The 21,819-nt window shown below is 59.2% G+C and carries 29 protein-coding genes; 8 read left to right on the top strand and 21 right to left on the bottom strand.

The features are described 5' to 3' along the window. The first annotated feature begins 250 nt into the window (after positions 1–250). The 4 genes from IEY89_RS16720 to IEY89_RS16705 all read left to right on the top strand — a co-directional run bounded on the left by IEY89_RS16720 (position 251) and on the right by IEY89_RS16705 (position 5,092). On the top strand, positions 251–2,425 hold the full coding sequence (locus IEY89_RS16720; protein WP_189148185.1) for a type IV secretory system conjugative DNA transfer family protein: 2,175 nt from the start codon (positions 251–253) through the stop codon (positions 2,423–2,425). Further along, a complete protein-coding gene (locus tag IEY89_RS16715; RefSeq protein WP_308437442.1) occupies positions 2,373–3,365 on the top strand; it encodes a replication-relaxation family protein in 993 nt (330 codons plus the stop codon). The genes IEY89_RS16720 and IEY89_RS16715 overlap by 53 nt, the downstream gene beginning before the upstream one ends. Positions 3,366–3,446: 81 nt before the next feature. Next, positions 3,447–3,665, top strand: coding sequence for a helix-turn-helix domain-containing protein (locus IEY89_RS16710; protein WP_308437441.1), 219 nt, complete (start codon positions 3,447–3,449; stop codon positions 3,663–3,665). Further along, entirely contained in the window at positions 3,665–5,092 is a 1,428-nt protein-coding gene (locus tag IEY89_RS16705; protein ID WP_189148183.1) for a tyrosine-type recombinase/integrase, read from the top strand. Before IEY89_RS16710 ends, IEY89_RS16705 begins: the two co-directional genes overlap by 1 nt. Positions 5,093–5,213: 121 nt before the next feature. Here the strand turns inward: IEY89_RS16705 and IEY89_RS16700 are convergent, their stop codons facing one another. Both IEY89_RS16700 and IEY89_RS16695 read right to left on the bottom strand, forming a co-directional pair. Next, positions 5,214–5,510, bottom strand: a complete 297-nt coding sequence (locus tag IEY89_RS16700; protein ID WP_189148182.1) for a helix-turn-helix domain-containing protein — start codon at positions 5,508–5,510, stop codon at positions 5,214–5,216. Beyond that, entirely contained in the window at positions 5,507–6,601 is a 1,095-nt protein-coding gene (locus tag IEY89_RS16695) for a hypothetical protein (protein WP_189148181.1), read from the bottom strand. The genes IEY89_RS16700 and IEY89_RS16695 overlap by 4 nt, the downstream gene beginning before the upstream one ends. 253 nt (positions 6,602–6,854) lie before the next feature. Here IEY89_RS16695 and IEY89_RS16690 point away from each other — a divergent pair, with 253 nt between their 5' ends. Then, a complete protein-coding gene (locus tag IEY89_RS16690; protein ID WP_189148180.1) occupies positions 6,855–7,088 on the top strand; it encodes a helix-turn-helix domain-containing protein in 234 nt (77 codons plus the stop codon). Between the two features lie 438 nt (positions 7,089–7,526). Here IEY89_RS16690 and IEY89_RS16685 read toward each other — a convergent pair whose 3' ends face one another. Continuing rightward, positions 7,527–8,756 carry a class I SAM-dependent methyltransferase gene (locus IEY89_RS16685; protein ID WP_189148179.1) on the bottom strand — a complete coding sequence of 410 codons (1,230 nt, stop codon included), beginning with the start codon at positions 8,754–8,756 and terminating at the stop codon, positions 7,527–7,529. A 254-nt stretch (positions 8,757–9,010) separates the two neighbouring features. On the opposite strand from IEY89_RS16685, the gene IEY89_RS16680 reads away from it, so the two are divergent. Then, entirely contained in the window at positions 9,011–9,331 is a 321-nt protein-coding gene (locus IEY89_RS16680; protein WP_189148178.1) for a hypothetical protein, read from the top strand. Further along, positions 9,328–9,600, top strand: coding sequence for a hypothetical protein (locus tag IEY89_RS16675; RefSeq protein ID WP_189148177.1), 273 nt, complete (start codon positions 9,328–9,330; stop codon positions 9,598–9,600). The genes IEY89_RS16680 and IEY89_RS16675 overlap by 4 nt, the downstream gene beginning before the upstream one ends. Positions 9,601–9,757: 157 nt before the next feature. Here IEY89_RS16675 and IEY89_RS16670 read toward each other — a convergent pair whose 3' ends face one another. The 18 genes from IEY89_RS16670 to IEY89_RS16585 all read right to left on the bottom strand — a co-directional run bounded on the left by IEY89_RS16670 (position 9,758) and on the right by IEY89_RS16585 (position 20,294). Next, on the bottom strand, positions 9,758–10,624 hold the full coding sequence (locus tag IEY89_RS16670; protein ID WP_229695259.1) for a hypothetical protein: 867 nt from the start codon (positions 10,622–10,624) through the stop codon (positions 9,758–9,760). A gap of 103 nt (positions 10,625–10,727) precedes the next feature. After that, the gene (locus IEY89_RS16665; RefSeq protein ID WP_189148176.1) at positions 10,728–11,576 is read right to left on the bottom strand and encodes a transposase; all 849 of its coding nucleotides are present in this window, start codon (positions 11,574–11,576) and stop codon (positions 10,728–10,730) included. Positions 11,577–11,595: 19 nt separating this feature from the next. Continuing rightward, positions 11,596–11,787 (bottom strand): hypothetical protein, encoded by a 192-nt coding sequence (locus IEY89_RS16660; RefSeq protein ID WP_189148175.1) that lies wholly within the window; start codon positions 11,785–11,787, stop codon positions 11,596–11,598. A 476-nt stretch (positions 11,788–12,263) separates the two neighbouring features. Further along, a complete protein-coding gene (locus tag IEY89_RS16655) occupies positions 12,264–12,500 on the bottom strand; it encodes a hypothetical protein (protein WP_189148174.1) in 237 nt (78 codons plus the stop codon). After that, on the bottom strand, positions 12,500–12,742 hold the full coding sequence (locus tag IEY89_RS16650) for a hypothetical protein (RefSeq protein ID WP_189148173.1): 243 nt from the start codon (positions 12,740–12,742) through the stop codon (positions 12,500–12,502). The genes IEY89_RS16655 and IEY89_RS16650 overlap by 1 nt, the downstream gene beginning before the upstream one ends. Continuing rightward, positions 12,742–12,945 carry a hypothetical protein gene (locus IEY89_RS16645; RefSeq protein WP_189148172.1) on the bottom strand — a complete coding sequence of 68 codons (204 nt, stop codon included), beginning with the start codon at positions 12,943–12,945 and terminating at the stop codon, positions 12,742–12,744. Before IEY89_RS16645 ends, IEY89_RS16650 begins: the two co-directional genes overlap by 1 nt. Continuing rightward, a complete protein-coding gene (locus IEY89_RS16640; RefSeq protein ID WP_189148171.1) occupies positions 12,942–13,235 on the bottom strand; it encodes a hypothetical protein in 294 nt (97 codons plus the stop codon). Before IEY89_RS16640 ends, IEY89_RS16645 begins: the two co-directional genes overlap by 4 nt. A gap of 80 nt (positions 13,236–13,315) precedes the next feature. After that, complete coding sequence (locus IEY89_RS16635) at positions 13,316–13,606, bottom strand: DUF2958 domain-containing protein (RefSeq protein ID WP_189148170.1); 291 nt, start codon at positions 13,604–13,606, stop codon at positions 13,316–13,318. Further along, positions 13,603–13,872: a hypothetical protein gene (locus tag IEY89_RS16630; protein ID WP_189148169.1), complete on the bottom strand. Its 270-nt coding sequence runs from the start codon at positions 13,870–13,872 to the stop codon at positions 13,603–13,605. Before IEY89_RS16630 ends, IEY89_RS16635 begins: the two co-directional genes overlap by 4 nt. 299 nt (positions 13,873–14,171) lie before the next feature. Further along, positions 14,172–14,852 carry a replication-relaxation family protein gene (locus IEY89_RS16625; RefSeq protein ID WP_189148168.1) on the bottom strand — a complete coding sequence of 227 codons (681 nt, stop codon included), beginning with the start codon at positions 14,850–14,852 and terminating at the stop codon, positions 14,172–14,174. A 123-nt stretch (positions 14,853–14,975) separates the two neighbouring features. After that, positions 14,976–16,367 (bottom strand): HEPN domain-containing protein, encoded by a 1,392-nt coding sequence (locus IEY89_RS16620; RefSeq protein ID WP_189148167.1) that lies wholly within the window; start codon positions 16,365–16,367, stop codon positions 14,976–14,978. A gap of 108 nt (positions 16,368–16,475) precedes the next feature. Beyond that, positions 16,476–16,715, bottom strand: a complete 240-nt coding sequence (locus IEY89_RS16615; RefSeq protein WP_189148166.1) for a hypothetical protein — start codon at positions 16,713–16,715, stop codon at positions 16,476–16,478. 6 nt (positions 16,716–16,721) lie between these two features. Then, positions 16,722–18,914, bottom strand: a complete 2,193-nt coding sequence (locus IEY89_RS16610; protein WP_189148165.1) for a type IV secretory system conjugative DNA transfer family protein — start codon at positions 18,912–18,914, stop codon at positions 16,722–16,724. After that, the gene (locus IEY89_RS16605) at positions 18,908–19,066 is read right to left on the bottom strand and encodes a hypothetical protein (RefSeq protein ID WP_189148164.1); all 159 of its coding nucleotides are present in this window, start codon (positions 19,064–19,066) and stop codon (positions 18,908–18,910) included. Before IEY89_RS16605 ends, IEY89_RS16610 begins: the two co-directional genes overlap by 7 nt. A 178-nt stretch (positions 19,067–19,244) precedes the next feature. Next, positions 19,245–19,460 carry a hypothetical protein gene (locus tag IEY89_RS16600; protein WP_189148163.1) on the bottom strand — a complete coding sequence of 72 codons (216 nt, stop codon included), beginning with the start codon at positions 19,458–19,460 and terminating at the stop codon, positions 19,245–19,247. Then, on the bottom strand, positions 19,457–19,717 hold the full coding sequence (locus tag IEY89_RS16595; RefSeq protein WP_189148162.1) for a hypothetical protein: 261 nt from the start codon (positions 19,715–19,717) through the stop codon (positions 19,457–19,459). The genes IEY89_RS16600 and IEY89_RS16595 overlap by 4 nt, the downstream gene beginning before the upstream one ends. Positions 19,718–19,731: 14 nt before the next feature. Next, complete coding sequence (locus IEY89_RS16590; RefSeq protein ID WP_189148161.1) at positions 19,732–19,977, bottom strand: hypothetical protein; 246 nt, start codon at positions 19,975–19,977, stop codon at positions 19,732–19,734. Continuing rightward, entirely contained in the window at positions 19,977–20,294 is a 318-nt protein-coding gene (locus IEY89_RS16585; protein ID WP_189148160.1) for a hypothetical protein, read from the bottom strand. The genes IEY89_RS16590 and IEY89_RS16585 overlap by 1 nt, the downstream gene beginning before the upstream one ends. A gap of 178 nt (positions 20,295–20,472) precedes the next feature. Here IEY89_RS16585 and IEY89_RS16580 point away from each other — a divergent pair, with 178 nt between their 5' ends. Continuing rightward, positions 20,473–21,795, top strand: coding sequence for a hypothetical protein (locus IEY89_RS16580; protein WP_189148159.1), 1,323 nt, complete (start codon positions 20,473–20,475; stop codon positions 21,793–21,795). Positions 21,796–21,819: the final 24 nt, after the last annotated feature.

Below are 21,819 nucleotides of genomic sequence, written 5' to 3'. Positions count from 1 at the left end.
TGTTGTGATCCGTGCCTAAATACTTGTTTTTGTATAGCAACCTCTCCATAGTTGAATGTAGGAGCAGGCACGACCGCAGGCGGTCATCCACTCCTCCAACAAGCCGAGCAGCCTAGGTGCAAGCAACCAGCACTTACCGAGCGTTGGTCTTGTTTGAGTGTCTCGACTCGTTGGAAACGCCGTGTAACTAGAAAGGAGGGTGCCTATAGCAGCAACCACCATCCCAACCCGAAGCGGATCATCCGCCCTCGTGTGGTTCGAGATTCACTTCCCTCACGAGCTCGCCGCAGCCGACGTAGTGAGGACGCTCCAGCCGCTGGCGTATCGTCCCTTGGTCGGCTGGTTCAAGCGCACGCCGGCCACCGTCCTTGAGATCCGGGCATCATCCGGTGGTGACATCCGCTGGCTGGTCGGCCTCGATCACCAGATCAGTGACGAGTTGCCAGGACAGTTGCAAGCACAGCTCCCCGGCCTGGTGCTGGTTCCGCTGGATCAGCCGTCGCGACCGGTACCGCAGGTCGCTGCCAACGTCCGGGTGTCGAGCCTGACAACAGCACTCCGCACAGACATGGCCCCCAGCGTCACCGCTGGACTCCTCGAAATTATGAGCACCCTCGGACGCGGTGAATCCGTCACCGTCCAGTGGGTCATCGGGTCGGTGCAGTCACGCGACCACAGGCCCGAGCGGTTCAGCATCGCTCGTTCCCTCGGCCTGGTCGCTGTCGCCAAGGAGACAGCAGACGATCGGCGGCTCTGGAAGCACAAAGCTTCGGAGCCGCTTCTTTTAGTACGGGGCCGGATCGGTGCGCGTGCCCGTGACGTAGATGCCGCCCGCATCCTCGTCCGCCGCTTGGGCGAAGCACTTCAACTTGCCAGCAGCAGTCACACACAGCTCTGGATCACCCGCCCGAGCGTGCGTAGTGTCCACCAGCTCGACTTGGCGCACACCACGAACAATCGGTGGTCGGGCATCCTCAACGTCGCCGAACTTGCCACGGTAGTTGGCTGGCCGGTAGAGCGAGCGGACCAGCGACGCACGAGCCACGGCCGTCAGTACCCGGCACCATCCGCACTGCTGGTGCCGGTAGAAGCGACGCATCAACGGGACGAGCGTGTCCTCGGCGCCGGCCTGCACCCAAGTCAGCGCGATCAACTGGTGACGTTGCCGACGGAGAGTGCTCTGCACCATGTGCACGTCGTCGGGCCAACAGGAAGCGGCAAATCAACGCTGCTGGCGAAGCTCCTCCATGCCGACGTCCGCGCCGGGCGAAGTGTCTTCGTTCTTGAGCCACGCGGCGACCTCGTAGAAGCGATCCTCGCCGGCGTGCCCGCGGAGCGTCGTAAGGATGTCGTCGTCATCGAGCCGGGCCAGGCGCAAGAAGTCGTCGGCTTCAATCCGCTGGCGGGTTCATCTGAGGACGCCGAACAACGAGCCGACCACCTCTTACATCTGTTCCGCGAGCTCTACGGCACCAGCCTGGGACCACGAAGCGCCGATGTCCTCATGCACGGCCTGGTGGCCTTGAGTCGAAGCACCCACGGCACTCTGGCGGATCTGCCGGTACTGCTTACCAACGCGACGTTCCGCCGACGCCTGCTTGCCGAGGTGAACGACGCCCTTGTCCTCGCCCCCTTCTTCTCTTGGTACGACGGTCTGTCAGAAGCCGAACGCCAACAAGTGATTAGCCCGGTTCTCAACAAGACCCGGGCTTTTTTGAGCCGCACAGCCATCCGAAGGTTGCTGGGACAAGCCTCACCGCGGTTCGCGCTGGACGAGCTGTTCTACCGCCCGCGCATCGTGCTGGTGAACCTCAACACGGGGGTCATCGGAGCCGAGACCGCCCAGCTCATGGGTGCGCTGCTGATGATGCAGTTCTACGAAGCCATGCAGCGGCGAGCGTTGGTGGCGACGAATCAACGCCATCCCGTCATGGCCATGATCGACGAGGTGCAGCGATACCTGCGACTGCCGGTGGATCTGGGCGACATGTTCGCCCAGGCACGCGGTCTGGGGGTTGGGCTCACGGTGGCACATCAGCACCTGGCGCAGCTCCCGCCGAAGATGCGGGCTGGTCTAACGGCGAACGCTCGTAACCGTGTCGTTTTCCGTCCCAGCACCGAGGACGCAGCCAGCCTTGCCACCGTTCTTGGCGGTGGCCTCGTCGCCGATGATCTGTCACTCCTCGATGCACACGAGGCGTACGCCGAAGTCCTGGTGAATCGCCGTCCGTCTGACCCCTTCCTGATCCGCACGCTTCCACCAGACGGCCAGGCGCTCAGTGATCCCGCTGAGCTTCGTCGCGAAAGTGCGGCGCGATACGGGGTCGACGGCGCGGGCCTCGACGCTGCACTTCGTCAGCGCTGGAACGGTGATGACCGACAACCAGACGGACCCATCGGGCAGATGGCACGGAGGCAGTCATGATGACGTCGCTTCGTGGTTCGCTCCGCGCTTCGCATCGTGTTGGTTGCCCTGGTCGCTTCCTCTCTGTTGGAGCAGTACAAGCGCCAGCGAATATCTCACCTACAGAGGTCTTCCTATGGTGAGGCCCTCAAGCAATCCACCCGCGCGAGTGGCCCGGTTGCGTCGTCGGCTCAGCCCGCGCGACCGTGCTGTCCTCGGTGTTCTGCAACGGGTACGTCTGGCGAGTCTTCGCCAGTTACAGCGGCTCGTCGTGGTGGATGGATCGCCTCGTGCCAGAACACGCCGGGCGCAGCTCATGATGACCCGGCTTAGCGAGCTCGGCGTCGTGACAAGATTTTCCCGAACCATTGGCGGCATCCGTGCGGGGTCGTCCGGCTACATCTACGGCCTTAGCGGCCTTGGGCAAGCGGTCATCGACACGAGCGGCCCGCTCGGCGGCAAGCGTCGCCGCGTCTGGGAGTCGAAGCCGTACTTCCAAGACCACATGCTCGAAGTCTCAGACCTCTACGTTCAACTCGTCGAGCAGCACCGGCTTGGTCAGGGCGACTTACTGGCGTACGACGCCGAACCGGCTGCCTGGCGACACTTCACCGGTTCTGGTGGCGATCTGGTCATGGTCAAGCCCGACGCGTTCGTGCGGATAGGTACGGCGGCCGTTGAGCACAGCAGCTTCGTCGAGGTCGACCTGTCCACCGAGACGCTGCCCACCATCCAGAAGAAGTCGCAGCGGTACGTCGACTACTGGCGAAGCGGCATGGAACAGCAGTGGCGCGGCGTCTTCCCCAAAGTCGTCTGGCTGGTGCAGAACAACCACCGAGCCGAGCGGATCGCGGGTGTGATTAGCAAGCTCGCCAAGGATGCTCAGGCGCTCTTTGTTGTCGGCCTCCTTTCCGATGCCCCGGGACTTCTAAGCGGCGACAAACCAGGAGCTGCCACATGATGACGAAACCACAATGCCGCAGCCCACCATGAGCGTTAACAAACGAACCGAAATGAGTTTAACTAATGGAGGAGAATATATATGAGAGAAGACAACAACACGACACCCGCAGCTACCAACATGCTGCAACTTCTTACGGTAATCGAGGCGTACACGCTCCTACGGATCAGCAAATGGAAGCTGTACGACCTGATTCGCACGAAGCTACTGGACTCGATTCAGATTGGCCGACGGCGCTTCGTCCCGATGGACGCCCTACGAGACTACGTGCAGCAGTCACGGCAAAGGGCATACGCCTGATGGCTCGCCGCAATGCGAACGGCGAGGGCACAATCTACCAACGCAAGGACGGTCGTTGGGTGAGTTCTGTATGGGTCCAGACGACGAGCGGGGAGCCCAAGCGGAAGTACCTCTATGGCAAGACACGCGCAGAGGTCAGTAAGAAACTCACCGAAGTTAAGGCGAAGGACGACCAGGGCATCCCGACGCCGGACAAGGCGTGGAAGCTCAGCCCGTTCCTTGACTACTGGCTAGAAGAAGTCGTCAAGAAAGAAGATGCACTCAGGACGTACGAGGAATACGAGTCCATTTCGCGACTGTACCTCAAGCCTGAGATTGGCAGTACGACGCTAACAAGCATCAGGGTTCAGACCGTTCAGACGCTGCTTAGTCGGCTGCTCGAACATGGAAAATCTCCCAGGAGAGTGCAGACGGTTAAGACAACGCTCAGCGCCGCTCTCACCTATGCAATGAGCAAAGAGTGGATAGGTCGTAACGTTGCACGGTTGGCCACGACTCCAAAATACAAACCAAAAAAGGTCGTTCCTTGGACCGTCGAGGAAGCGCAGCGGTTTTGGGAGGTTGCGAAAGAACACAGGTTGGCGGCAGCCTGGGGGCTTGCCACCTTCTACGGACTGCGCCGAGGAGAGATTCTCGGTCTTCGGTGGCAAGACGTCAACCTTGCAGCTGGAGAGATCCAGTTGGTTCAGCAGCTTCACAAGGTGGTAGCAGGAGAGCCGATAACCGGGCCACTCAAAACCGATTCGAGTGAGCGCACACTTCCAATTCTCGGGGTCATCAGAGAAGGACTGGCACGCATGAATGACGAGAGAGGACGACGGCCACCATCTGAACATGACCTCGTCTTCACGACGTCGAAAGGTACACCTATTAGCCCACGTAATTTCTCGGACCACATGTTCAAACGCCTCTGCAAGCTAGCTGGCGTCAGGTGGATCAAGTTTCACCACACCCGGCACACTGCAACATCCATGCTAGAACTTCTCGGCGTATCGCCAAAGGTAGCTCAGGTCATCATGGGGCACAGCAGCGTACTTACCACGCAGCACTATTACACCCACGTGTACACGGATCAGGTGACGAGCGCATTGCAGCTCGTAGAACAGAAACTCCAAGAAACCAAAACCGCCCAGGCCGAAGGGACTGGGCGGTTGATGGATGTTCTTGACAGTATGGGTAGCTGTCAAAATGGATGTCAGGCAGGCTTTTGGAACGGCCTGGTGACGCGATTTATCTCTGGAGGGCCAACTGGGGATCGAACCCAGGACACCCTGCTTAAGAGATCGGCCCGCGACACCTTAGAGCGGCGCGTCTCAGGGGTGGACGCGCACTTGCAAGACAGGCGTCGACGTTGGTTGATCGGCGTCGTAGCTGTCAGCGTTGCTGTCAAAGCCACCGAAGGTGACAGCACCGCACTCGCCGCGTAGTTCGAGCCCATCAAGCCGCAGCCGGCCACGAGGCGTAGAAGGCAGCATCCATCGGCGTCGCTGAGTGTGCTTGGATTCACGTGCCATCTTCGGCTGCCGCCGCTACACCTCGACGAGAACGCTAACTCTTGCCAGCAAGGATTTTGGGGAGGAGCCGCTCAAGCACTGCAATTCTCTCGTCCAGTGATTCAAGCGTTGAGCTAATGTTTTGTTTCCGGGGACGGGGTCTTGGGGATAAATTCTCAAGCGAAACACTCTCCGCCTCACGTTGCGGAATGAGCCATGCTTGGCCGTGATCATACTCTACCCTTTTAGCTCCAGGGAAAAGCTTCCCCTCTTTCACTCTTCTCCGCACCGTGCTCTTGCTAACCCCATACTTCTTTGCCACTGAAGCTATAGAGACGTAATCCTCTGTCATAGCTCCTCGTCCAACACCCACACGAACGCTATGCCTGCCCGTGGGAATATCTGCCCATCGAAGCTCACGTCAATTGTCTTAACCGAGGCGGCCTCCGGGGATTGCTCGATTCGCGACGCGTTAGGAGAGGCGAAATAATCCAGCACATTGACGTAGTGAATCCCAGCCCCTCCGTACGCCAGTTGGACATGGACACCTTTGGTGGGTCGAGGAAGGTCAAGATAGAGAAGGTGTCCGTGTCGCTGTACAAGAACCCGGTACGTATAGGCAATGGTGACCTCTTCACCGGTCACAGCAGTCGACCCGAGGCTAACCGTATAGAGCTGCGCTCCCTTACGCTCCGTGCGCCGGATTTTTTGGCTACGCCCATCAAGGCTCAGTTGAAGCAGCTCGAACGCTTCCTTGTTGGCCGCGTTCAATCCGCTGGTCTCAAGGAACATCCAGGCGGAGGCAACGGATTGATCCCGAAGGAGCTCGCGATACTCCTCTAGGTCGGATACGCAGGCAAAGCGCATAGTGTTGCTGGCTAGACGGACCTTGTACTCCCATCGAACAGTGGCAACAAACATCGAGCCCTTTCCCGACACAGGCCCAACTTCCCACGGCGTCAATGAGACAGATACGTCAACGTCACGCCAGCGCTCCGGTGATTGAATGATCTGGTCTCGAAGGTCGGCATACGCCTCCTGGGCAAGTTTCTGATCCCCAAGGCGCAGACCAAGAGCGTTGGTTGCAATCCGGTCGAGTGTCTCGTCCGAGGCAACGCCTTTCAGCGTCTCAGGATTGAAAGCGAAGCTATCAAGCACGGCGTCACGCATCGCTGGTGCTTCTTTCCGCACGGCCTCGCGAATACGTTGGTCGGTGCGTTCTTCGCCGTGTTTGCGGTCAACGTACTCGAAGAACACAGCCAGCAGGCCGGTACCGAAAAGAGTGGAGCCGATCTCTGAGAGCGGCAACCAAGTGAGCCACCCCGGTACCGATGCGGTCGCCGACCAATGTGCCAGCATCAAAAGAGCAATCCCACCCACGACCGCAAGCACAGCGATGAGCTGTAACTTCGTCTTATAGAGCTGGTCGAGTGGGTTTGTCATACTTCAAGATCAAGTATATCAAGAAGCCGCATGTTGTTAAATAGGCAAACGAAAGCCCCTGGGCGGTAACGACGCCCAGGGGCTTTCTCTATGTTCCGACGGGGCAGATCAGCCGCCCCCGCCCCCGCCACCACTCATGATCGCGCTCATGTCACACCTCCTCGCTGTCGATAGCCACGGGGTGTCCGTTCGGACACGAGCCACACAATATCCGATTTTGGGATATCGGCAAGCCGCGCGGTGCGGTAAGGCGGTGGAGAAGTCGATCTATTCGGCCGAGTACCAGCGGCTTTGTGCCCTACTCCGCGCACTGCGACTTGAGGCGGGCATGACCCAAGTGCAGGTCGCCGCCGTGCTGGACGTGCCGCAGTCGTTCGTGAGCAAGTACGAGTCCGGTGAACGCCGACTCGACGTGATCGAGCTTCGCTACGTCGTCCGAACGCTTGGTGTGTCGATGCAGGTTGTACTGGATCGGTTGGAGCAGTAGCCGCGCAAGCAGCACCTGGCGGTCATCGGTGCGGAGCGTTCCGCTGCTTCCGCTGAAGCCACCGGCCACGTCGCGGGTTCCTGTGAGGCAGTCTCCCAACGCCCGCACGAGCACGCTTGGACTCGTCTACCAACCACACGCCGGCCACGGCCTCTGGGTCGGGGCATCCAAGGTGCCCTGCTGCCATCCCCTGTTGCGTCGTCACTTGCCAGCGCGAGCTCGTGGCGTAGGTGCCGCTGTTCCAAATCGTCGCCTGCCAGGTCGCTGGATCTGCCGAAGCTACCCGAGCGCCTGGCGGCGCCTAAGTGTGGTCGTTCAGGCCGGTGCCGCGGGCGCTGGTGGAACCTGGCGACTCAACTCGATGCCGGCGGGAACGGTAGGTGCCGACGGACAACAGTCGCCACGGAGCGGAGGTTAACCAGCAGCTCCAGGCGCGTCCTACATGCGCTCCATGTCGTTGCGAGCCTCGACACCAGAGATGGACAAGAACGACTGCCGGTCCTTCGTGAGGCTCGACTGCAAGAGGGTGAAGCCGGATTTTTCGAACTCGCTGATGACCTCAAGCGCGGACAAATGCCAGACCCGCAGCAGCAGGATCTCGTCACCGATTTCTAAGGTGACGCTGCGCTTTGTGCCCCTCGTCTCAAACTCAATCATCACAGGAGTGGTGAGCCGTATGCGGATAAAACGCATCCGTAGCGTCTCATCAAATCCCTGCTTTACGTCATACAGCGACTCGTCGATGTTTAAGAGGTCAAGGATGTACTTGTGGCTTGGCGATAATTTTCCTGCACCGGGAGTAGAGCTAAAGTCGAAGTACCGCCGAGCCATCTCGGTGTCGGGCTTTCCGGTGTACATGAGGAGGTCATTCTGCCCCATGCTTGCATGTACTGGATTCAGCACGTCCGTGAAAGAACGGAAGTTCATAGGGGTAGCGCCGAGTAACAAGACGAGGTTGATTGTCTCCTCAACCTCTATGTCGTCGACCAACAGGTCATCAAAGCGCTCATAGCTGATGTCACGGACGTAGCCCTCGAATTTTACGTCGTCGCCGTACCACTCCGTCACATTATGCTTGGCAAGATCCAACATTGACGGGCTGATGTCAACGGCAATGTAGCGGTGCAGCAGATTACGCTCAATCAAGTGGCCAAGCAAACCCTTGACCGGGTAGGCGTTACCCGCGCCGAGGTCGATCACGTTTACCCGTTTGTTTCCTTCTAGGAGCCAGTCGAGCGTTTCCATGTTCTTCTGGATCAACTCAACCGTGCCCTTCAGGATGTTCGGGGACTCCTCATTGGCCAAGCGCTGCAACCAGTTATCCCAGTTCGTCGCTCCGTCTTTCATGTAGCCGTACTGCCGAGGAATCTCGCGGTCCCTGTTCATACTCCTGACGATGTCGGCACGCTGGTGCTCGCTGAAAATGGAGTAAAACTCAGGCTTTGGCTGAATCTTCTTGTACTGGCCGGATTGGTAGCGCCGCGCCTTCTCAGCAAGCCGTTCCAGGATCAACACGTTTTCGGGACTGTCGAGGATGTGGGTGAACTTGCCGTGAGTTACCAGCTTCAATCGGTTCTTGCCTGCCTTAGAGGCATCAATCCAATTGGAAACGGTCTTTTTTGAAACATGGAACCTTTCGACGAGTTGGGAATGTTTGAAATAATGCATAGGTGTTAAGTTGTTCCTTGGCTCACATTTTCTATTGAACTTTACACACTAACCATGTAAAGTTTTAAGTAGCATGGCGCTTTTGCTACCCACACTAACGGCGGGGTATTACTGTTTGCACCTCTAAGGCGATTATACGCCTTAAAAGCAAAAAGTGGAGTTTTAAAGCAGAGCGCAAATCACCTACACATAATATACACTAAATTGCGCTTTCTTTGAAATATTCCGCCCCTAAAGTCAAAGGAAGATGGATTATGAACAACAAGCAACCAGTGCCAGTCCCTCGAAGAGAATCCGAAGCATCGCAGTTCCTCCAGCCAAAGCCTGATCAGGAAAGCCGCCCCATCGTGGTGTTCGAGGTTCCGCCAAAGAAGAAGGATCACATCTCACTCGGCGACTTCACGGATGACGAGCCACCTATTGGCTTCTCGATTGAGATAGCGCCGGATCTCAATCCGAAGGATGTTGACGCACAGATCACCAAGCTCAGCGCGGAATATGACGAGTACGAGCTTGTGCTGCACGTTGCCAACCACAGCGGCAAGACCGTGAACGTTGAGGTTCAGCAGTTATGAGCGGTGACCTGTTAGCGTCCCGAGTCATTCCACCGCACGCTGATGACCGCGCTGGCCGCATTGTCATTGGTGAGTACGAGGCCGAAGAACTCGTCCCCAGGCTGGCTATCAGCTTCGAGTCGAAGCAGTACGTTCCCAAGGACAACGTTCAATGGGTCGTGAGCCACCCCGTCCTGGAGGACGGATCAATCCGGGTGGTCGTGTTCGTCGTGAACTACAGCGCACATGACGTGACCGTGAACGTCTACCAGGACGATCAGGATCGTTGACCTCGACGAGCAACCGCGCCGCTCAGCACCCTTGAACACCCCGTAGCCCGGCAGGGCACGGGGTGCTGTTGTGTCTGTCGCTGGATCGCCTGGACCTACGGCGCCCGCCGGCGTGCAGTTGGATCGGGTGGTTCATGCGCGGTAGGAAGCTCGCCCGTCACCTGTTGCTAGGTGCGTCGTCTGCACTAGTCACCCGCGTGATCCTGAAGATGGCCACAGTCCCCAAGAACGGCGATGGGCCACCAGTAAGAGGATAGTTGTCCGCCGTCGCGGCGAAGAGGGCGAGCTTCTTCTCTGCAAGCTCCTCCAAGATGGCAGTGATGCTTCGCTGCGCGTCCCGTACCGAGGAGCGAGAGAACTCGATGTCTGACGAGATGTCGCTCCAGTCTTGGAAGCTTTGGATCGCACTGTCGATGAGATCCTGCTCGTCGTCGGTACAGTCGTCTGGTTCTTCATGCGGCAACCATCCGAGACAGCCTGAGAGGACTGGCCAGAGGTCACGCCCCGTCTTCATGTGGTCGAGCACCACGACTTCAAACTCCGGCTCGTCCACCGTGATGACGTCGATGATCCTGTCGACCTGCACCTTTTTGAGCTTGCTGATCTCATCGGCCAGCGTCTTGAGCCCCCATATCTCGATGGTGACGCTGGGGTACAAGGAGCGAAGCTCGTTGTCGATGAACTGGTCGACCTCGCCTGGAACAGTGTCGTTGGTGAGGAAGCGCCACACCCTCACGTCACGGTGCTCCTGGAGGCAGCCCTCCAAGTCACCGCGGATCTTCGCTTTGGTCTTGTCGATTCGCTCGCCGCGCGTGGCGTGCGCTGCGAAGAACACCCGAGCCTTCGGGCAGTAGCCGTCGTTCTTGGTGTCGCCCTTCGGCCCGGCCGCCCTCACGGGTTGGTAGTCGCCAGGGTGTAGCACGAGGCCAAGCCGATCCATGCAGTCCTGGAAGGCGTTGCCCTCCAGTCGTAGAAGCTGACCCTCCACGAGCTTCCGCAACGAGTTTTGATCCACGGCAGCCATTACCGCACGGCTCCTGCGTCCTGCGCAGCTAGGTCGACGGGATCAACCGACCGTGGCCGGCGTGTGGTTGGTCGAGGCGATCTACTCAGCGTGTGCTAGCCCCTCATGGCCGGTCCTTCGACGACTCGCCACCTTCGAGATGACGCAGCCACTCCACCAAGCGTTCAGCACCGGGGATGCCGTCGAGAGCTGCAAGGGTGCGCGCGAAGACCCCCTTCTTCTTGTAGCTGCTTACCCGAGCCTGAATGGACGCATCGTTGCCGTACCTACGTGGCACCTGAGTCCATGCCGTCTGGTAGTGGTGTCGGTGTCGGTACAACATGCCGTTCAACGCTCGGCGGGTGCTTGCGGCACCTTGCTCTGTCTTCATACCTGGGGCGTCCGGTGGCAGGGTCTGCGTGAGTAGCTGCCACTCATCATCGGTGAGGTCGCTCGGTGCTGGACCAACCGCGTCGTGCCACGCTTTTAGAAGTGCAGGCGGCGCGTAATCCATGGCGTCGAAATCGAAGGTTGGCTGTTGTGTCAGTGCAGGGTCTAGTTTTTCGATCATGAACCTCCAGTTGGTGAGGTTGGCTTCAAGCCATAATTCAGCGTCCACTGCTTCGTCTCTACTCGGCCACGCGTCAAGGTGGCCAATCAGTTGATCCAGAGTCGGAACGGCACGTACAGCAGCACCCCTTACTTCGAAGGCAACTTCCCACGCGTCACAACCTTTGAGGAGGTCGTCTATCGCCGCGCGTTTGACCCCTGGGTCTTTAAGCGCTTCGCCGTCAAGGCAAAAGAGGGTAACGGCAATGTCTTCCGGTAGACCGTGCTCTAGGTAGTGGATTACGGCTTCCCGTAGTTCGTTCGTCCACTCCTGCCTGTCAAACCCCGGTTCGTCCATGTTGTATTCATAGATGTTGCCGAAGATCGGTTCAAGGTAGTTGGCAAGGGGTTCGTAAGGGTTCATACCGGATGCTGCTTTATTTTCAATCAACGATTATCACCTGCTGCTTGAATTGCTCGAAAGCTTGTTTATATACGTCGAGCTTGCCATTCACAGAGCAGTACGCGTAGCACTCGTCGACCTTTTCCTGCCCGAGTGACGTTTTCACGGCCAGGTGAAGCGCGTAGGCGATTTTTTGGATCAGTTCACTGTCGGTAAGTTCATCTAATTTCATATGCTAAATCTTTCGTCTACTATTTTCTCATTATTCCTTTCTTTCGTCGAGCATGAACAGCATGGGGCGTGCGTCCGGCTGGTGGCGCTTGGGTGTGCTCGACCACCACGCCACCGCGGGCACCAGTAGAACCAGACGACCCAGCTTGCGCCGGCGGAGGGCAGTTGGTGCCGATGACCAACCACCACCAGGCCGTCGACGCGCACGCGACCGATCCATGACGACAGCGCCCGAGCTGGTCGCTGCTGGCTATGCGGGGAGGATGGCGAAGGACAACCCGACACCCAGCGCGAGACTGGTTGCGATACCGACAGCAAGGCGGAAATCGGTGGCCAGTTGCGGCGTGACCATCGGCAAGGTGGCTGGTGATGGTTCCGCTCGTACACGGGTGACGACCACACTCGGGGTCGTGCTCCTGGTGGTACGGCGCGAGCGTCCCCATAGAAGCCGGGCAAGCAAGGGTTGTCGGCGACGGCTCATGACGGGCACTCCCCGACAGCCACCAGGCAGTCTTCTTCGCACTGGGCGTCTTCGTAGTGGCCACGTGTCGGGTAGCGCTCTTCGTACAAGCGGGCATAGCCGTGGGTGTCGGCGTACAGCTTGCAGGTTTCCTCGGCCTTGTTGTAGTCCTCCGTCCACTCATCCGGCGCGTACGCGGAGTGCGTGAACACGTGGTACAACACCTTGTAGTAGTGGAACGCGGTGGCCGCCATTACGCGGTCCCCGGCTTCGTCAGGTGGTCGAGGGCTGCTTGCCAGGCGTCTTCCCGCTCTTCGGCTTTCGTGAAGAACTCGCCGCAGCCATCGCATTGGTAGCTATCGAAATCGTCGGCGTCGCCCTCACCGTGATGGTCGCCCCAATCAGCAAAGCCGTCATCGGTAACACCCCAGTAGCTCGGAACGTTAAGTACGATCCGCAAGTCTTCCCGGGTACATCGTCGTTGTTCGTCATTCACTAGAGGGCTTCCTCGCTGTAAAGCGTTCCGAACACCTCACCCTCAATGCCGAAATTTTCAACCTTTGACGTCACGTAGTCGAAGTTATCTCCGTCTGCGATCAGTGATTCAGAGCCATCATGTAGAAGCTCATAAACGTCTGCGTCTCCACCCTCCCAGATTGATCGTGCAGTGTTTCTGCTTATCTCGATCATCGCCTTCATCGCGCGGCCTTCTTCGTCACGGCGTGAGCCATCGCGCTAATGGTGCGGTGAATCTTCCACGGGTTGACCGTCTGGCTTGGCTGCTCGTCCTCGCGCTTGACGGATATGTACGCCGCATCGGCTACCGTCGAAAGTCGCGACGGTGCGTTATAGTCGGTCGCTTCAATGTCGAACTGCCCCACCTTGCCGGTGAGCTTCACGACGTACCGGGCGTCTTTCCGGCGGTGGGTCTTGATGTCGCACGTACCGCCTAACTCCTCAATCCTGTTTGCTATGTTCCGAATCCTCATTTCTTCTATCTCCTGTGTCGCCAGAAGCCAACCCCAGTGGGAGGCTTCCGGCGCTGTTACGTTTTATATTCGCTGTGCCATCACTCCAAATCCGAAGCAGGCGTAGGCGTAAAGAACTTGTCCCGCTCTACCGGTAAGCCAAGTAGTCCGCGCGCCTGTTCCAGTTCGTCAAGGCTGAAGTGCCCGTACTCTGTTTCAAAGCCGTGCACGAGCCCAAAGAAGATTCTTTTCTCCGGGTCGTACTCCATCCCGTACCACGTCCAATTACTGTCGGGGGTAAAGAACTTCACCCACGCAATGGGGTCGGGGTCATTCTCGTTAGCACCAAGGGGCGGTAGCTGCCGCTCAATCTCTTTGGTCAGGAGTTTCACATCACCCCCTTCGCTACCAAGTCGAGCGCTTCAATTGCGCGGTAGTACGTCCAAGAGATACCAGCCTGGGGCTTAATCGCTATGCCGGACGTCTCCGCCTCTGCTGGCGATTCCGACGGGCTTTTATAATTGGTGGCCTCGACGTTGTACTCGCCGAGCTTGCCGCTAAGTTTCACTATGTACTGGCCATCTGCATGCCTGCGCATATCAATGACGCACGCGCCGCCTAAGGCTTCGATCCTGTTGGCAATATTTTGTATCCTCATTCCTATTTTCCTTGCGCCATAGGAAACCGACCCCGTGGAGCGGTCGAGCTTCCGGCGCTACTTACGTTTGCTTTGGTTGCGGTTTCTTGTTGTCGTCTTCGTCTGGGTAAAAATAACCTCCTTGCCCAAAGCGACAGGAGGTGCTATAAATAGCAATGGTTTTGGCTACTAATTCTAGCCGAAACCTGTATTGGTCCTGTCGCAAGCGGGGCCTTTACTTTATGTCTTTATTATAAACAATCCACCCCTGTTAATCAATACTTTTCGCCCCTGTTAGCGCCGTACTAAATACAACGTTTTCAGAGCTGCAAAAGCCAAGGGATTAGCTCGCCCATCAAGTACACCCGCACCATGTCTTGCTGCTCTTCGGGCAGCTTCGCAAACAGCCGCTCCATCTCGCGCTTGCGTACTTCGTGCTTGACTACAAACACCACGTACGGGAAGTAGTCGGCGGTGTTGGCTTCGACGGCTCGCCAGTACCCCGCCACCTTCTCCCGGATACGCGCTGGCGGTTCGGTGCTCAGGTCGATTTCCAGAAAGAACGCGCTCTGCCGTCCCTGCTGCGGGAAGTCGAGCGATACGGCGAGATCCGCGCGGACGCTAGGCGGAACGGGCCTTTCTACCTCCCAATGCTGTATGGAAAGCACCCCCGCCGTTTCCGCCCGCCGCAGTTCCACGTAGGTATCCGCAATCATGAGGGCGTGGTTACTGACGTTAGGGGACGGGCGGCTATCCACTCCCAGAAGCAGACGGCCAGCGCGCCCAAGTTGGTACACGAACGCCCCCGCTCCGCCTTTGTCGCCACCAGCCCGACGACCGACGCGGGAAAGGTAGCCGAGCCGCACCAACCGCCCCAGCACTTTGTCAGGAACCGAGTGCGACCGATGAGAAAAAAGAAGTTCGGTTATGTGGGTTGAGGCAAGCTGGGAAAAGGTGCGCGTCAGCTTGAGCACTTCGTAGTCACGGTGGGCCAGTTCCAACGTCCGTCCTCCGTCCGGATAGGCCACGGCATCTTGCCTGGTCAGCGTGCATCTAGGTACAGGGGTAGACCTACGGCCGGCCTACCCCTGGCCTACGAGGTTCGCCTACGGTGCGGAAGCGTTCTATTGATCGGTCGGAGTACGCTCACCGAGCACCAGGCCGAGGAATGTGTGCGCCCCTGGGAATCCTTCCCTGAGCGCACGGTTGAGTGCCTTCCGAGCAAAGCTCTCGGCATCACCGCGTGCCTCGCGGATCTTTGCGTCATCGGGATACTTGCCGCCATGCACAAGCGTGCTACGAAGGCCGTACAGGTCGCCCATACGCTTGTAGACGTCGTGGCGTTCATCCGCTGTCGATGCGAGGTAGTGGGCACCGTGAACACGGAACCGGTAGCTCAGGTCGGAATGACCAACCTGGCCATCCCGGGGAAGCAAAATGGCTTCAAGCGAGATGACGAAGTCGAGCAGCGACTCCACGTCGCTTTCCTTTGCCATCCCCAAGTGGTACCGGTGCAACGCAAGCGCGTGCGTCGCAGTCTTCTTTTCTTTGAGGTCATATTTCTTGAACTCGCGAACAATGCGCACCAGTTCAACCGCGTCTACCTCGGTAACCACCGACCATTGGCGTGTGATCCGGCGGATATTTAGCGGGAGGTGACCCGTGCCGATTCCAACCCACTCAGGAAAGCTTCTGGTCGTTGCGTGCTTTCCTGTGATCTGGTGCCCTAGAAGCTCAAAGGCGTTCAGCCACGGCTCCATAAGCGGGCGGACGTCCGGGTTGGAATCAAGCCGCCCGGTGACGCAATCCAGTTCCAACGCGTATAGCGGGAGACTGAACGGCGAAAAGACGTCTCGTAGGTGGGCCTGCGCGAGGTTGGCTTCTTCGTCTGCTGTCAGGTGTCGTAGCTTCACACCATCCAACAGCCTCAGCTCCTTTTTTCCCGACTCCAGCCGAATTCCCGCGAGTGGCACCACGGTCCGGTAGGTCATGCCGGGAGCTGCGGCGAACGTAAGAACCTCATCAGCAAAGCGCTCGGCATGCTGATCCGACACCGCACCAAGGGATGCCAGGCTTTCAAGGTGCGCATACATAGACGGGAGAAGAAGATTTCCACGAACCCAGTCAGCAGGGTCCTCGTGGTAGGCAGGGAGTGGGGTCTCTCGTCTCGGGATCAGAATGTCCCGGCTGAAGGGCGCGAAGAAAGGCAGATGAGCCTCCGGCAGTGCTGCGAAGACACCGGCGATGTCTAGTGCCTCGGCAGCAAGTTCATCAGAAAGCACAGCGTCGTCACGGCCGTACTCCGGGGGTACCCGATAGTCGAGAACGTTCCGAGCTACGACGCGAGACTCCGTCTTGTAATTTTCCGGGTTGTCCTCGCGCACAACGAACGATTGCCGCGTCGTGACCGCCAGGGTGTGTCCACCGCGCTTGACTGCTGCGGCCAGATCCTCCGCCGCTGCCATAAAAAGTCGCTTGAGCCGAGCGGTCAGGTCGTCTGTGGTTTTCGCTGTCATCTACTTCCTCCGAGGGCAGCCTTCATTGGCCCATGTCTCTTCTGTGACCATTCTATTTCAATTCGGCCTTCTTGTAACGGCAGTATTCCTAAGTCCTATCGGAGCCGCCTACCCGATGTTCTCGACGTGGTTTTTCCACTCCTCGGCATACCGCGCTGCCGTTTCGAGGTGGTGTTGGATGAGCGCGGTCATGTCCCTGGTAGCCGCTTCGACGCCAGATTCCTGGATGCTGGTGAGTTCCGTAATCGCCCCGGCAGCCTTGTCGACGTCGTTCAGCTTCTCCCTGACGTACTGGCAACTGCGTTCCAGGTACGCGACTTCCGACAGCACTCCTTGGATACTGCGCATCTTCCGTTATCCCCTCGGTCCACCGAATCGCCGCCGCCGCGTAGAAGGCTCAGGGGCCGGCTGCTGGCCGCGGCGTGCCTTAATCTCCGCTTCTACCTCTGCCACCGGTCGGGCGAATCGCGCCCGGGATCGCCGCCGCACTTCGTCGGAAAAGCCAGTCGGCTCCACTGGTGGCAACGTCACCCCGGTAACCGGGGTACTCACCCCGTCGCTTGTCGAGAGTCGCATCAGGACCTCGAAGCGGCGCAGGTTGAGGAAATCCTCGTCGGTCACGCTGCGACCGAACTGGCGGGCAAAATGCCGCGCTTCGTCGGCGGAGGTCTGAAACACCACTGTCGAGCGCGCGTTGTTCTGGGTGGCTTCCTGGAGTTCCCGTGTTAGTTGCCCGATGTGTTGGTGAGCAACGGTCATCGCGAGTCCGAGCGAACGGGCCTGGGCGAACATGTCAGCCGGGGCGATCGGCAAGTTGATCATGTCCTGAAACTCATCGACGTAGAGCATCGTGGGTCGCTCGGGATTCGCCGCCCCACCCTGGACAGCACTCCACACCGAATTCAGCAGAAGCGACCCCAGCAGTCCGGCGGTGTCTCGGCCCTCGGTGGCACGTCCCAGATTGACGAGCAGGATTTTGTTTTCCCGGAGTATCTGTCGTAGGTCGATGGTGCTCCGACTCTGTCCGATGATGTTTCGGATGCTCGGCCGGTTGTTGAGCTGCCAAATCCGATCCATGAGCGGCTGGAAGTGGGATGCCCGCGACCGGAGGTCACCGCGTTCTTGCCACCAGGCGGCCAGCTCCTCGATGTGCCCGACACCCCGGATAAGGCGGTCGGCAAACGTTTCTTGGTCCGGCCTCGGTACGGCGAGCGGCCCAATGTCCGCGAACGTCATCGGCTCCGTAGTGCCTGCGGACATCATGAGCGTGAGGATCAGGTGGTAAAAGCCCTGACGGACACGCACCCCTCGTGAGTCCTGCGGATACAAGTGGTCAAACAGCCGCTGGATGTCGGCAGCAGCCACGAACGGCGATCCGGCAAGGATATTCCAGCCGACCGGATACTCCGTGTCGCTGACGTCCAGGAGGACGACTTCATCCACGCGATCTTCCGGCACTCGGTCGAGCACGGCCCGGAACAGATCGCCCTTGCTCTCGATGAGCACGACGCCTCGACCGGCGTTCATATCCTGCGAAATGAGATTTGCCAGCAGAGCAGTTTTGCCACTCCCTGTCGGTCCCACCACCTGGAGATGCCAGGTCGATTCCTGCGGTGACAGCGCCAGCAGCCGTTCGTTTCCAGGGAAGTTGGATCGCCCGAGAATCCGCCCCGTCCGAGGAATGGCACCCGTTGCCGCCAACTGACGCGTCCGGGAACGAGGAAGTCCTGCAACATGCGGCGATCCGATCGGCCACGCCATGAGAGCAACCAACTCAGAAGCGGCCAGTTGCAAGGGAAACAGCGTCGGCACGGCGCGTTCGTGGACACGGGAAACGACGCGTCCCGAGGTCGTCAGCCGCTTCTTGAATCCGTTGTCCGCGTGGCCAATGCTGCGGAGGCTGGATCGGACGTGTGCCACCAGCTGGCCCCCGCGCTCCTTGCTCCCAGCCTTTACCGCTACTCGGAGCGCTCCGAGGAAGTTGGGCTCCGAGAGCTTCGTACGGCGGTCGGTGATCTGGTCGCGGTCGATCCGGTCGCCAAAGAGACGACCGCCAATGCCGGGCACCATCGCCGCGTCGCGTTGCTGTGGCGGTCGTTCCCGTAGGGCTGGTGACACGACAAGCTGAATGAGGAGCGCTTCATCCCGGCCGAGCCCCTGCATGGATGCCAGCAGACTCGCCGCGAGGGCATCCGCATTTACCGGGCCAAGGCTCCGGCGTGGGTTCGTCTGTCCCAGCTCGACTGCGGCTGTCCATTGGTGCAGTGCTTCATCCTCGCCCGCCGGCTGAACCGTAGAACCCGGGATGAGGGACCGTAGCTGACTGGCGGCGAAGTCGGCTGTACCTTCCGGCAGCACCAGGCGGTACTGGATGCCCGCTTCCGTCGCCTCGACCTCGAAGACAAGACTCCGGACACCCAGCAGTCGCCGCGGCCCCGTCGTGATCGTGCCACTCAACGCCCGCAGCCACGTCACGACCTGGTCGGCATCCAAGGACGCCGGGAAGCCCAGCGAGAACGTCAGGTTCCTCTCCATGGTCGTCACCACCTGGTCATCTTGAAATAGACGAATCCCAGCACCAGGACGATGGCGAGCGCACTGACGACATACGGGATGAGCGGCTGTATCGCGAGCCACAGCACGTGGATCGTGAAGGCTGCCAGCAGCAGCGTGAACAGGAGGCTTCGGGCCTTCCTCACAGCGGAACCTCTCTGGGTGGTGCCGCCGACCAAGCGAGCGTGGCCGGCGTGCGGTAGATGGAGGCACACAACGGCCCGGCCCTCCGCACGCTTGATGCCTGGCAGGAGTGACACTGGCCAAGCGTCCTTGGCTGTCTTCTCCTGCGAGTGACGTCAGCGTGGGATAGCCGGGCCGATTTCAGGGGCGGCGGTAGTTGCGGGCAACATCCCGCATCCGGCGCATGGTGTCGTGCTTGCGCCTCCGCATGTCGAGAGCGATCTCTTCAGCGCTGCGCTGCTTGGGGCGCTGAATGCTGCGGAGGGTCTTACGCTCGTCGAGGTAGTGCTCGATCAGGAACCAGCCGACGCCGAAGATGAGCGATCCCAGTACCACCCACAGGCCGGTCATGGTCATCGGTGGTCGCGCCTGCCGTAGTCACGGCCGTCGTTGCGGAAATTCCGGGAGTCGTACCCCCACTCGTCCGCAACGTCTTCGGCAATCCTGCGGTCGAACGCGTCGCGGTGCATGGCCGCTTCGACCTGACGCCGCCGCTGGTTGTAGCGGATGCGGTCACCGAAGAACCGGTTGACCAACACGCACGCCCCGATGAAGAGGACGAGCAGCACCAGGAGGTAGAAGCCGCCAAGCGCGGACAACTGCCCTTCGGTCATGGCCTGGATCATTTTCAGTACCGACCTTCCTGACGATGGCGACGAGCCGTTCGACGCATCGCGTGCATGGTGTTGTACTTGCGGACACGCATGGCGGTTTCTTGTTCCTTGGCAGCGTCGTGAAGGCGCTGTTGCTGTCGCTGGCGCTGGCGCTCGGCTTCTTTCTTCTGATCCACCCTGTCGTGCAAGTAGCAACCGCCCAGGATGCCGAAGCCGGTCAAGAACATGCCGACGAGCACGAGAGTGTGGAAGGCATCCATCAGAAGTCCCGGCCGAACTCGCGAATGTCGCGCGCCGTGGTCTGCGCGAATTCCTGAACGATAGGAATCAGCAGGCTCGCGAGGAACTGGTCACCGCGCGCGAGCTCACGTGCCCGCTGGCCGACGTCGGCAACGTCCGTCATGCCGTCCTCAGTGAGACGACGACGAACCATCGCCCGCGCTTCGACCTGCCTGCCGCTGTTGATGAGCTGGGCCAGATCGAGTTCGCCCCGCTGCTGAATCTCCTGCATCGCACGGGACGAACGACGAGCCACGGCCCGACTGCTGCCGCCCTCGTACCTGATGAGGTCGCTCATGTTGGCCTCCCTGTCCTTCTCTGTTGGTGCGCGCTGGTTGGTCGCGCACACCAACCGTCAGCCGGCCAGGGGGCGGCGGTACATACAGTTGACGTGCAAGTTCATGGCTGTACGTGATCTGTACGTGGCTGCATGGGATTCTGTACGTACTGGTTGCGTGCAGGCAGGTGGGGACCTAGTGAGCGACGAGACGAAGTTGATCGCGGCCTTCGAGGAGATGAGGCGGGGGGAAGGCGTCACGCCCGCCAGGCTGCATGCCAGGCCCTGGCTCCTCGATCTACTCAGCACCCCAGACGATCCAGTCGCGGGGCTGGCCGCTTTGGATCAGACGATCAACGCTCTAGGCGACAGGCCAATGACTCGGGCTGTTCGCAATGCCCTCAATGTCAACATGGAGTGGCACGGCGACCTCGAAGAGCGCCGACAGTGGGCGTACGGCGTTAACCTTCCCAAGAATGAGCGCTTTCTCGGCGTCAGTCGAGGAACACACATCAAGTACGAGAAGGACGGTTTTGCAGAGCTGGCCCAGCTCATCTTGACCCGTGCTGCCACTGGCAAGGCCGAAGCTAAGAGCGGCGATCCATTCTTGGATGCCGCACAACAGCCCCTTGATGAGGGGGACGGTAGTCAGCCGCCTACTGTTGAAGAATCCGCCGTACCTACCAGAACACTGAAGATAGTAATCCGGCGCAGTCATCTGGTGGTGCTGGCAGTTGCTTGCCTTGGTGCTGCTGCCATCGTTGCCCCAGCCGCTTGGGATGGTGAAGCGGACAAGAAGGCAACCAAGTCGTCAGCCAGCGCTTCACCCGTCGCAATCCCTGAGTCAGATATTAATCACACTTCTGGGTGGGGTCCTGAACGCAAGATGTACTCCGTCAAGAAGCCAGCACCGTACGCGGTGTTTAATTCACTTACAGACGCGTACGCCTTCGGTGACGAACGCGAGTTCTTGTTGTGTCACGAGAAAGAGGAGAAGGTAAATAAGCGCCGTTGGAGCAATCGTATAGCAGCCAAAGACGATCAACACTATGACTGTTCGGCCTGGTTCTCGAATGCGGTCGCTCCCAACTTGGATGAGGGCAACCCGGCTGCGCAGCTTCACAACGCACGCATGAAAATATCGGTCCCTGCGGACATGCCAGTTTACAATCCTGGATTGCTGGCGGAGTTCACCGCCGATAACGCACAGACGGTTTGGGCGTCCTGTAACTTTTTGGCCGAGAAGCCAATTACCATTCACTACATACCAGGATCGACGTATCTCACCACGAAGAAGACTCAGGAGAAGTATGGCGATAAAGGACTTCTCATGTCGGACGGAGACAATAATCTATTCGATCCAGAAGATGATGACGAGGCGGCCCTGGGCGGCATTGCCAAGGCCGCGACTGGCGGCGGACTGATCGGCGAAGGGAAACAGGACGGCATCGTGAGGCAAGCCGGTGGATGGGTACAGTTCACCATCTTGGTCAAGTTTGCCGATAAACCTGGCGGCCATTGACTTTGATTTCGATTCATGTTTAAA

It is taken from the genome of Streptomyces lacrimifluminis (assembly GCF_014646095.1).
In the GTDB taxonomy this organism is placed as follows: domain Bacteria; phylum Actinomycetota; class Actinomycetes; order Streptomycetales; family Streptomycetaceae; genus Streptomyces; species Streptomyces lacrimifluminis.
This window is presented reverse-complemented; position numbering and strand designations above follow the sequence as displayed.

Excerpts from the sequence above, each read along its gene's own strand:
- IEY89_RS16715 (WP_308437442.1), top strand. The coding sequence starts at position 2,373 with ATGACCGACAACCAGACGGACCCATCGGGCAGATGGCACGGAGGCAGT.
- IEY89_RS16710 (WP_308437441.1), top strand. The coding sequence starts at position 3,447 with ATGAGAGAAGACAACAACACGACACCCGCAGCTACCAACATGCTGCAA.
- IEY89_RS16705 (WP_189148183.1), top strand. The coding sequence starts at position 3,665 with ATGGCTCGCCGCAATGCGAACGGCGAGGGCACAATCTACCAACGCAAG.
- IEY89_RS16700 (WP_189148182.1), bottom strand. The coding sequence starts at position 5,510 with ATGACAGAGGATTACGTCTCTATAGCTTCAGTGGCAAAGAAGTATGGG.
- IEY89_RS16695 (WP_189148181.1), bottom strand. The coding sequence starts at position 6,601 with ATGACAAACCCACTCGACCAGCTCTATAAGACGAAGTTACAGCTCATC.
- IEY89_RS16685 (WP_189148179.1), bottom strand. The coding sequence starts at position 8,756 with ATGCATTATTTCAAACATTCCCAACTCGTCGAAAGGTTCCATGTTTCA.
- IEY89_RS16680 (WP_189148178.1), top strand. The coding sequence starts at position 9,011 with ATGAACAACAAGCAACCAGTGCCAGTCCCTCGAAGAGAATCCGAAGCA.
- IEY89_RS16675 (WP_189148177.1), top strand. The coding sequence starts at position 9,328 with ATGAGCGGTGACCTGTTAGCGTCCCGAGTCATTCCACCGCACGCTGAT.
- IEY89_RS16670 (WP_229695259.1), bottom strand. The coding sequence starts at position 10,624 with ATGGCTGCCGTGGATCAAAACTCGTTGCGGAAGCTCGTGGAGGGTCAG.
- IEY89_RS16665 (WP_189148176.1), bottom strand. The coding sequence starts at position 11,576 with ATGAACCCTTACGAACCCCTTGCCAACTACCTTGAACCGATCTTCGGC.
- IEY89_RS16660 (WP_189148175.1), bottom strand. The coding sequence starts at position 11,787 with ATGAAATTAGATGAACTTACCGACAGTGAACTGATCCAAAAAATCGCC.
- IEY89_RS16655 (WP_189148174.1), bottom strand. The coding sequence starts at position 12,500 with ATGGCGGCCACCGCGTTCCACTACTACAAGGTGTTGTACCACGTGTTC.
- IEY89_RS16645 (WP_189148172.1), bottom strand. The coding sequence starts at position 12,945 with ATGAAGGCGATGATCGAGATAAGCAGAAACACTGCACGATCAATCTGG.
- IEY89_RS16640 (WP_189148171.1), bottom strand. The coding sequence starts at position 13,235 with ATGAGGATTCGGAACATAGCAAACAGGATTGAGGAGTTAGGCGGTACG.
- IEY89_RS16630 (WP_189148169.1), bottom strand. The coding sequence starts at position 13,872 with ATGAGGATACAAAATATTGCCAACAGGATCGAAGCCTTAGGCGGCGCG.
- IEY89_RS16620 (WP_189148167.1), bottom strand. The coding sequence starts at position 16,367 with ATGACAGCGAAAACCACAGACGACCTGACCGCTCGGCTCAAGCGACTT.
- IEY89_RS16615 (WP_189148166.1), bottom strand. The coding sequence starts at position 16,715 with ATGCGCAGTATCCAAGGAGTGCTGTCGGAAGTCGCGTACCTGGAACGC.
- IEY89_RS16600 (WP_189148163.1), bottom strand. The coding sequence starts at position 19,460 with ATGACCATGACCGGCCTGTGGGTGGTACTGGGATCGCTCATCTTCGGC.
- IEY89_RS16595 (WP_189148162.1), bottom strand. The coding sequence starts at position 19,717 with ATGACCGAAGGGCAGTTGTCCGCGCTTGGCGGCTTCTACCTCCTGGTG.
- IEY89_RS16590 (WP_189148161.1), bottom strand. The coding sequence starts at position 19,977 with ATGGATGCCTTCCACACTCTCGTGCTCGTCGGCATGTTCTTGACCGGC.
- IEY89_RS16585 (WP_189148160.1), bottom strand. The coding sequence starts at position 20,294 with ATGAGCGACCTCATCAGGTACGAGGGCGGCAGCAGTCGGGCCGTGGCT.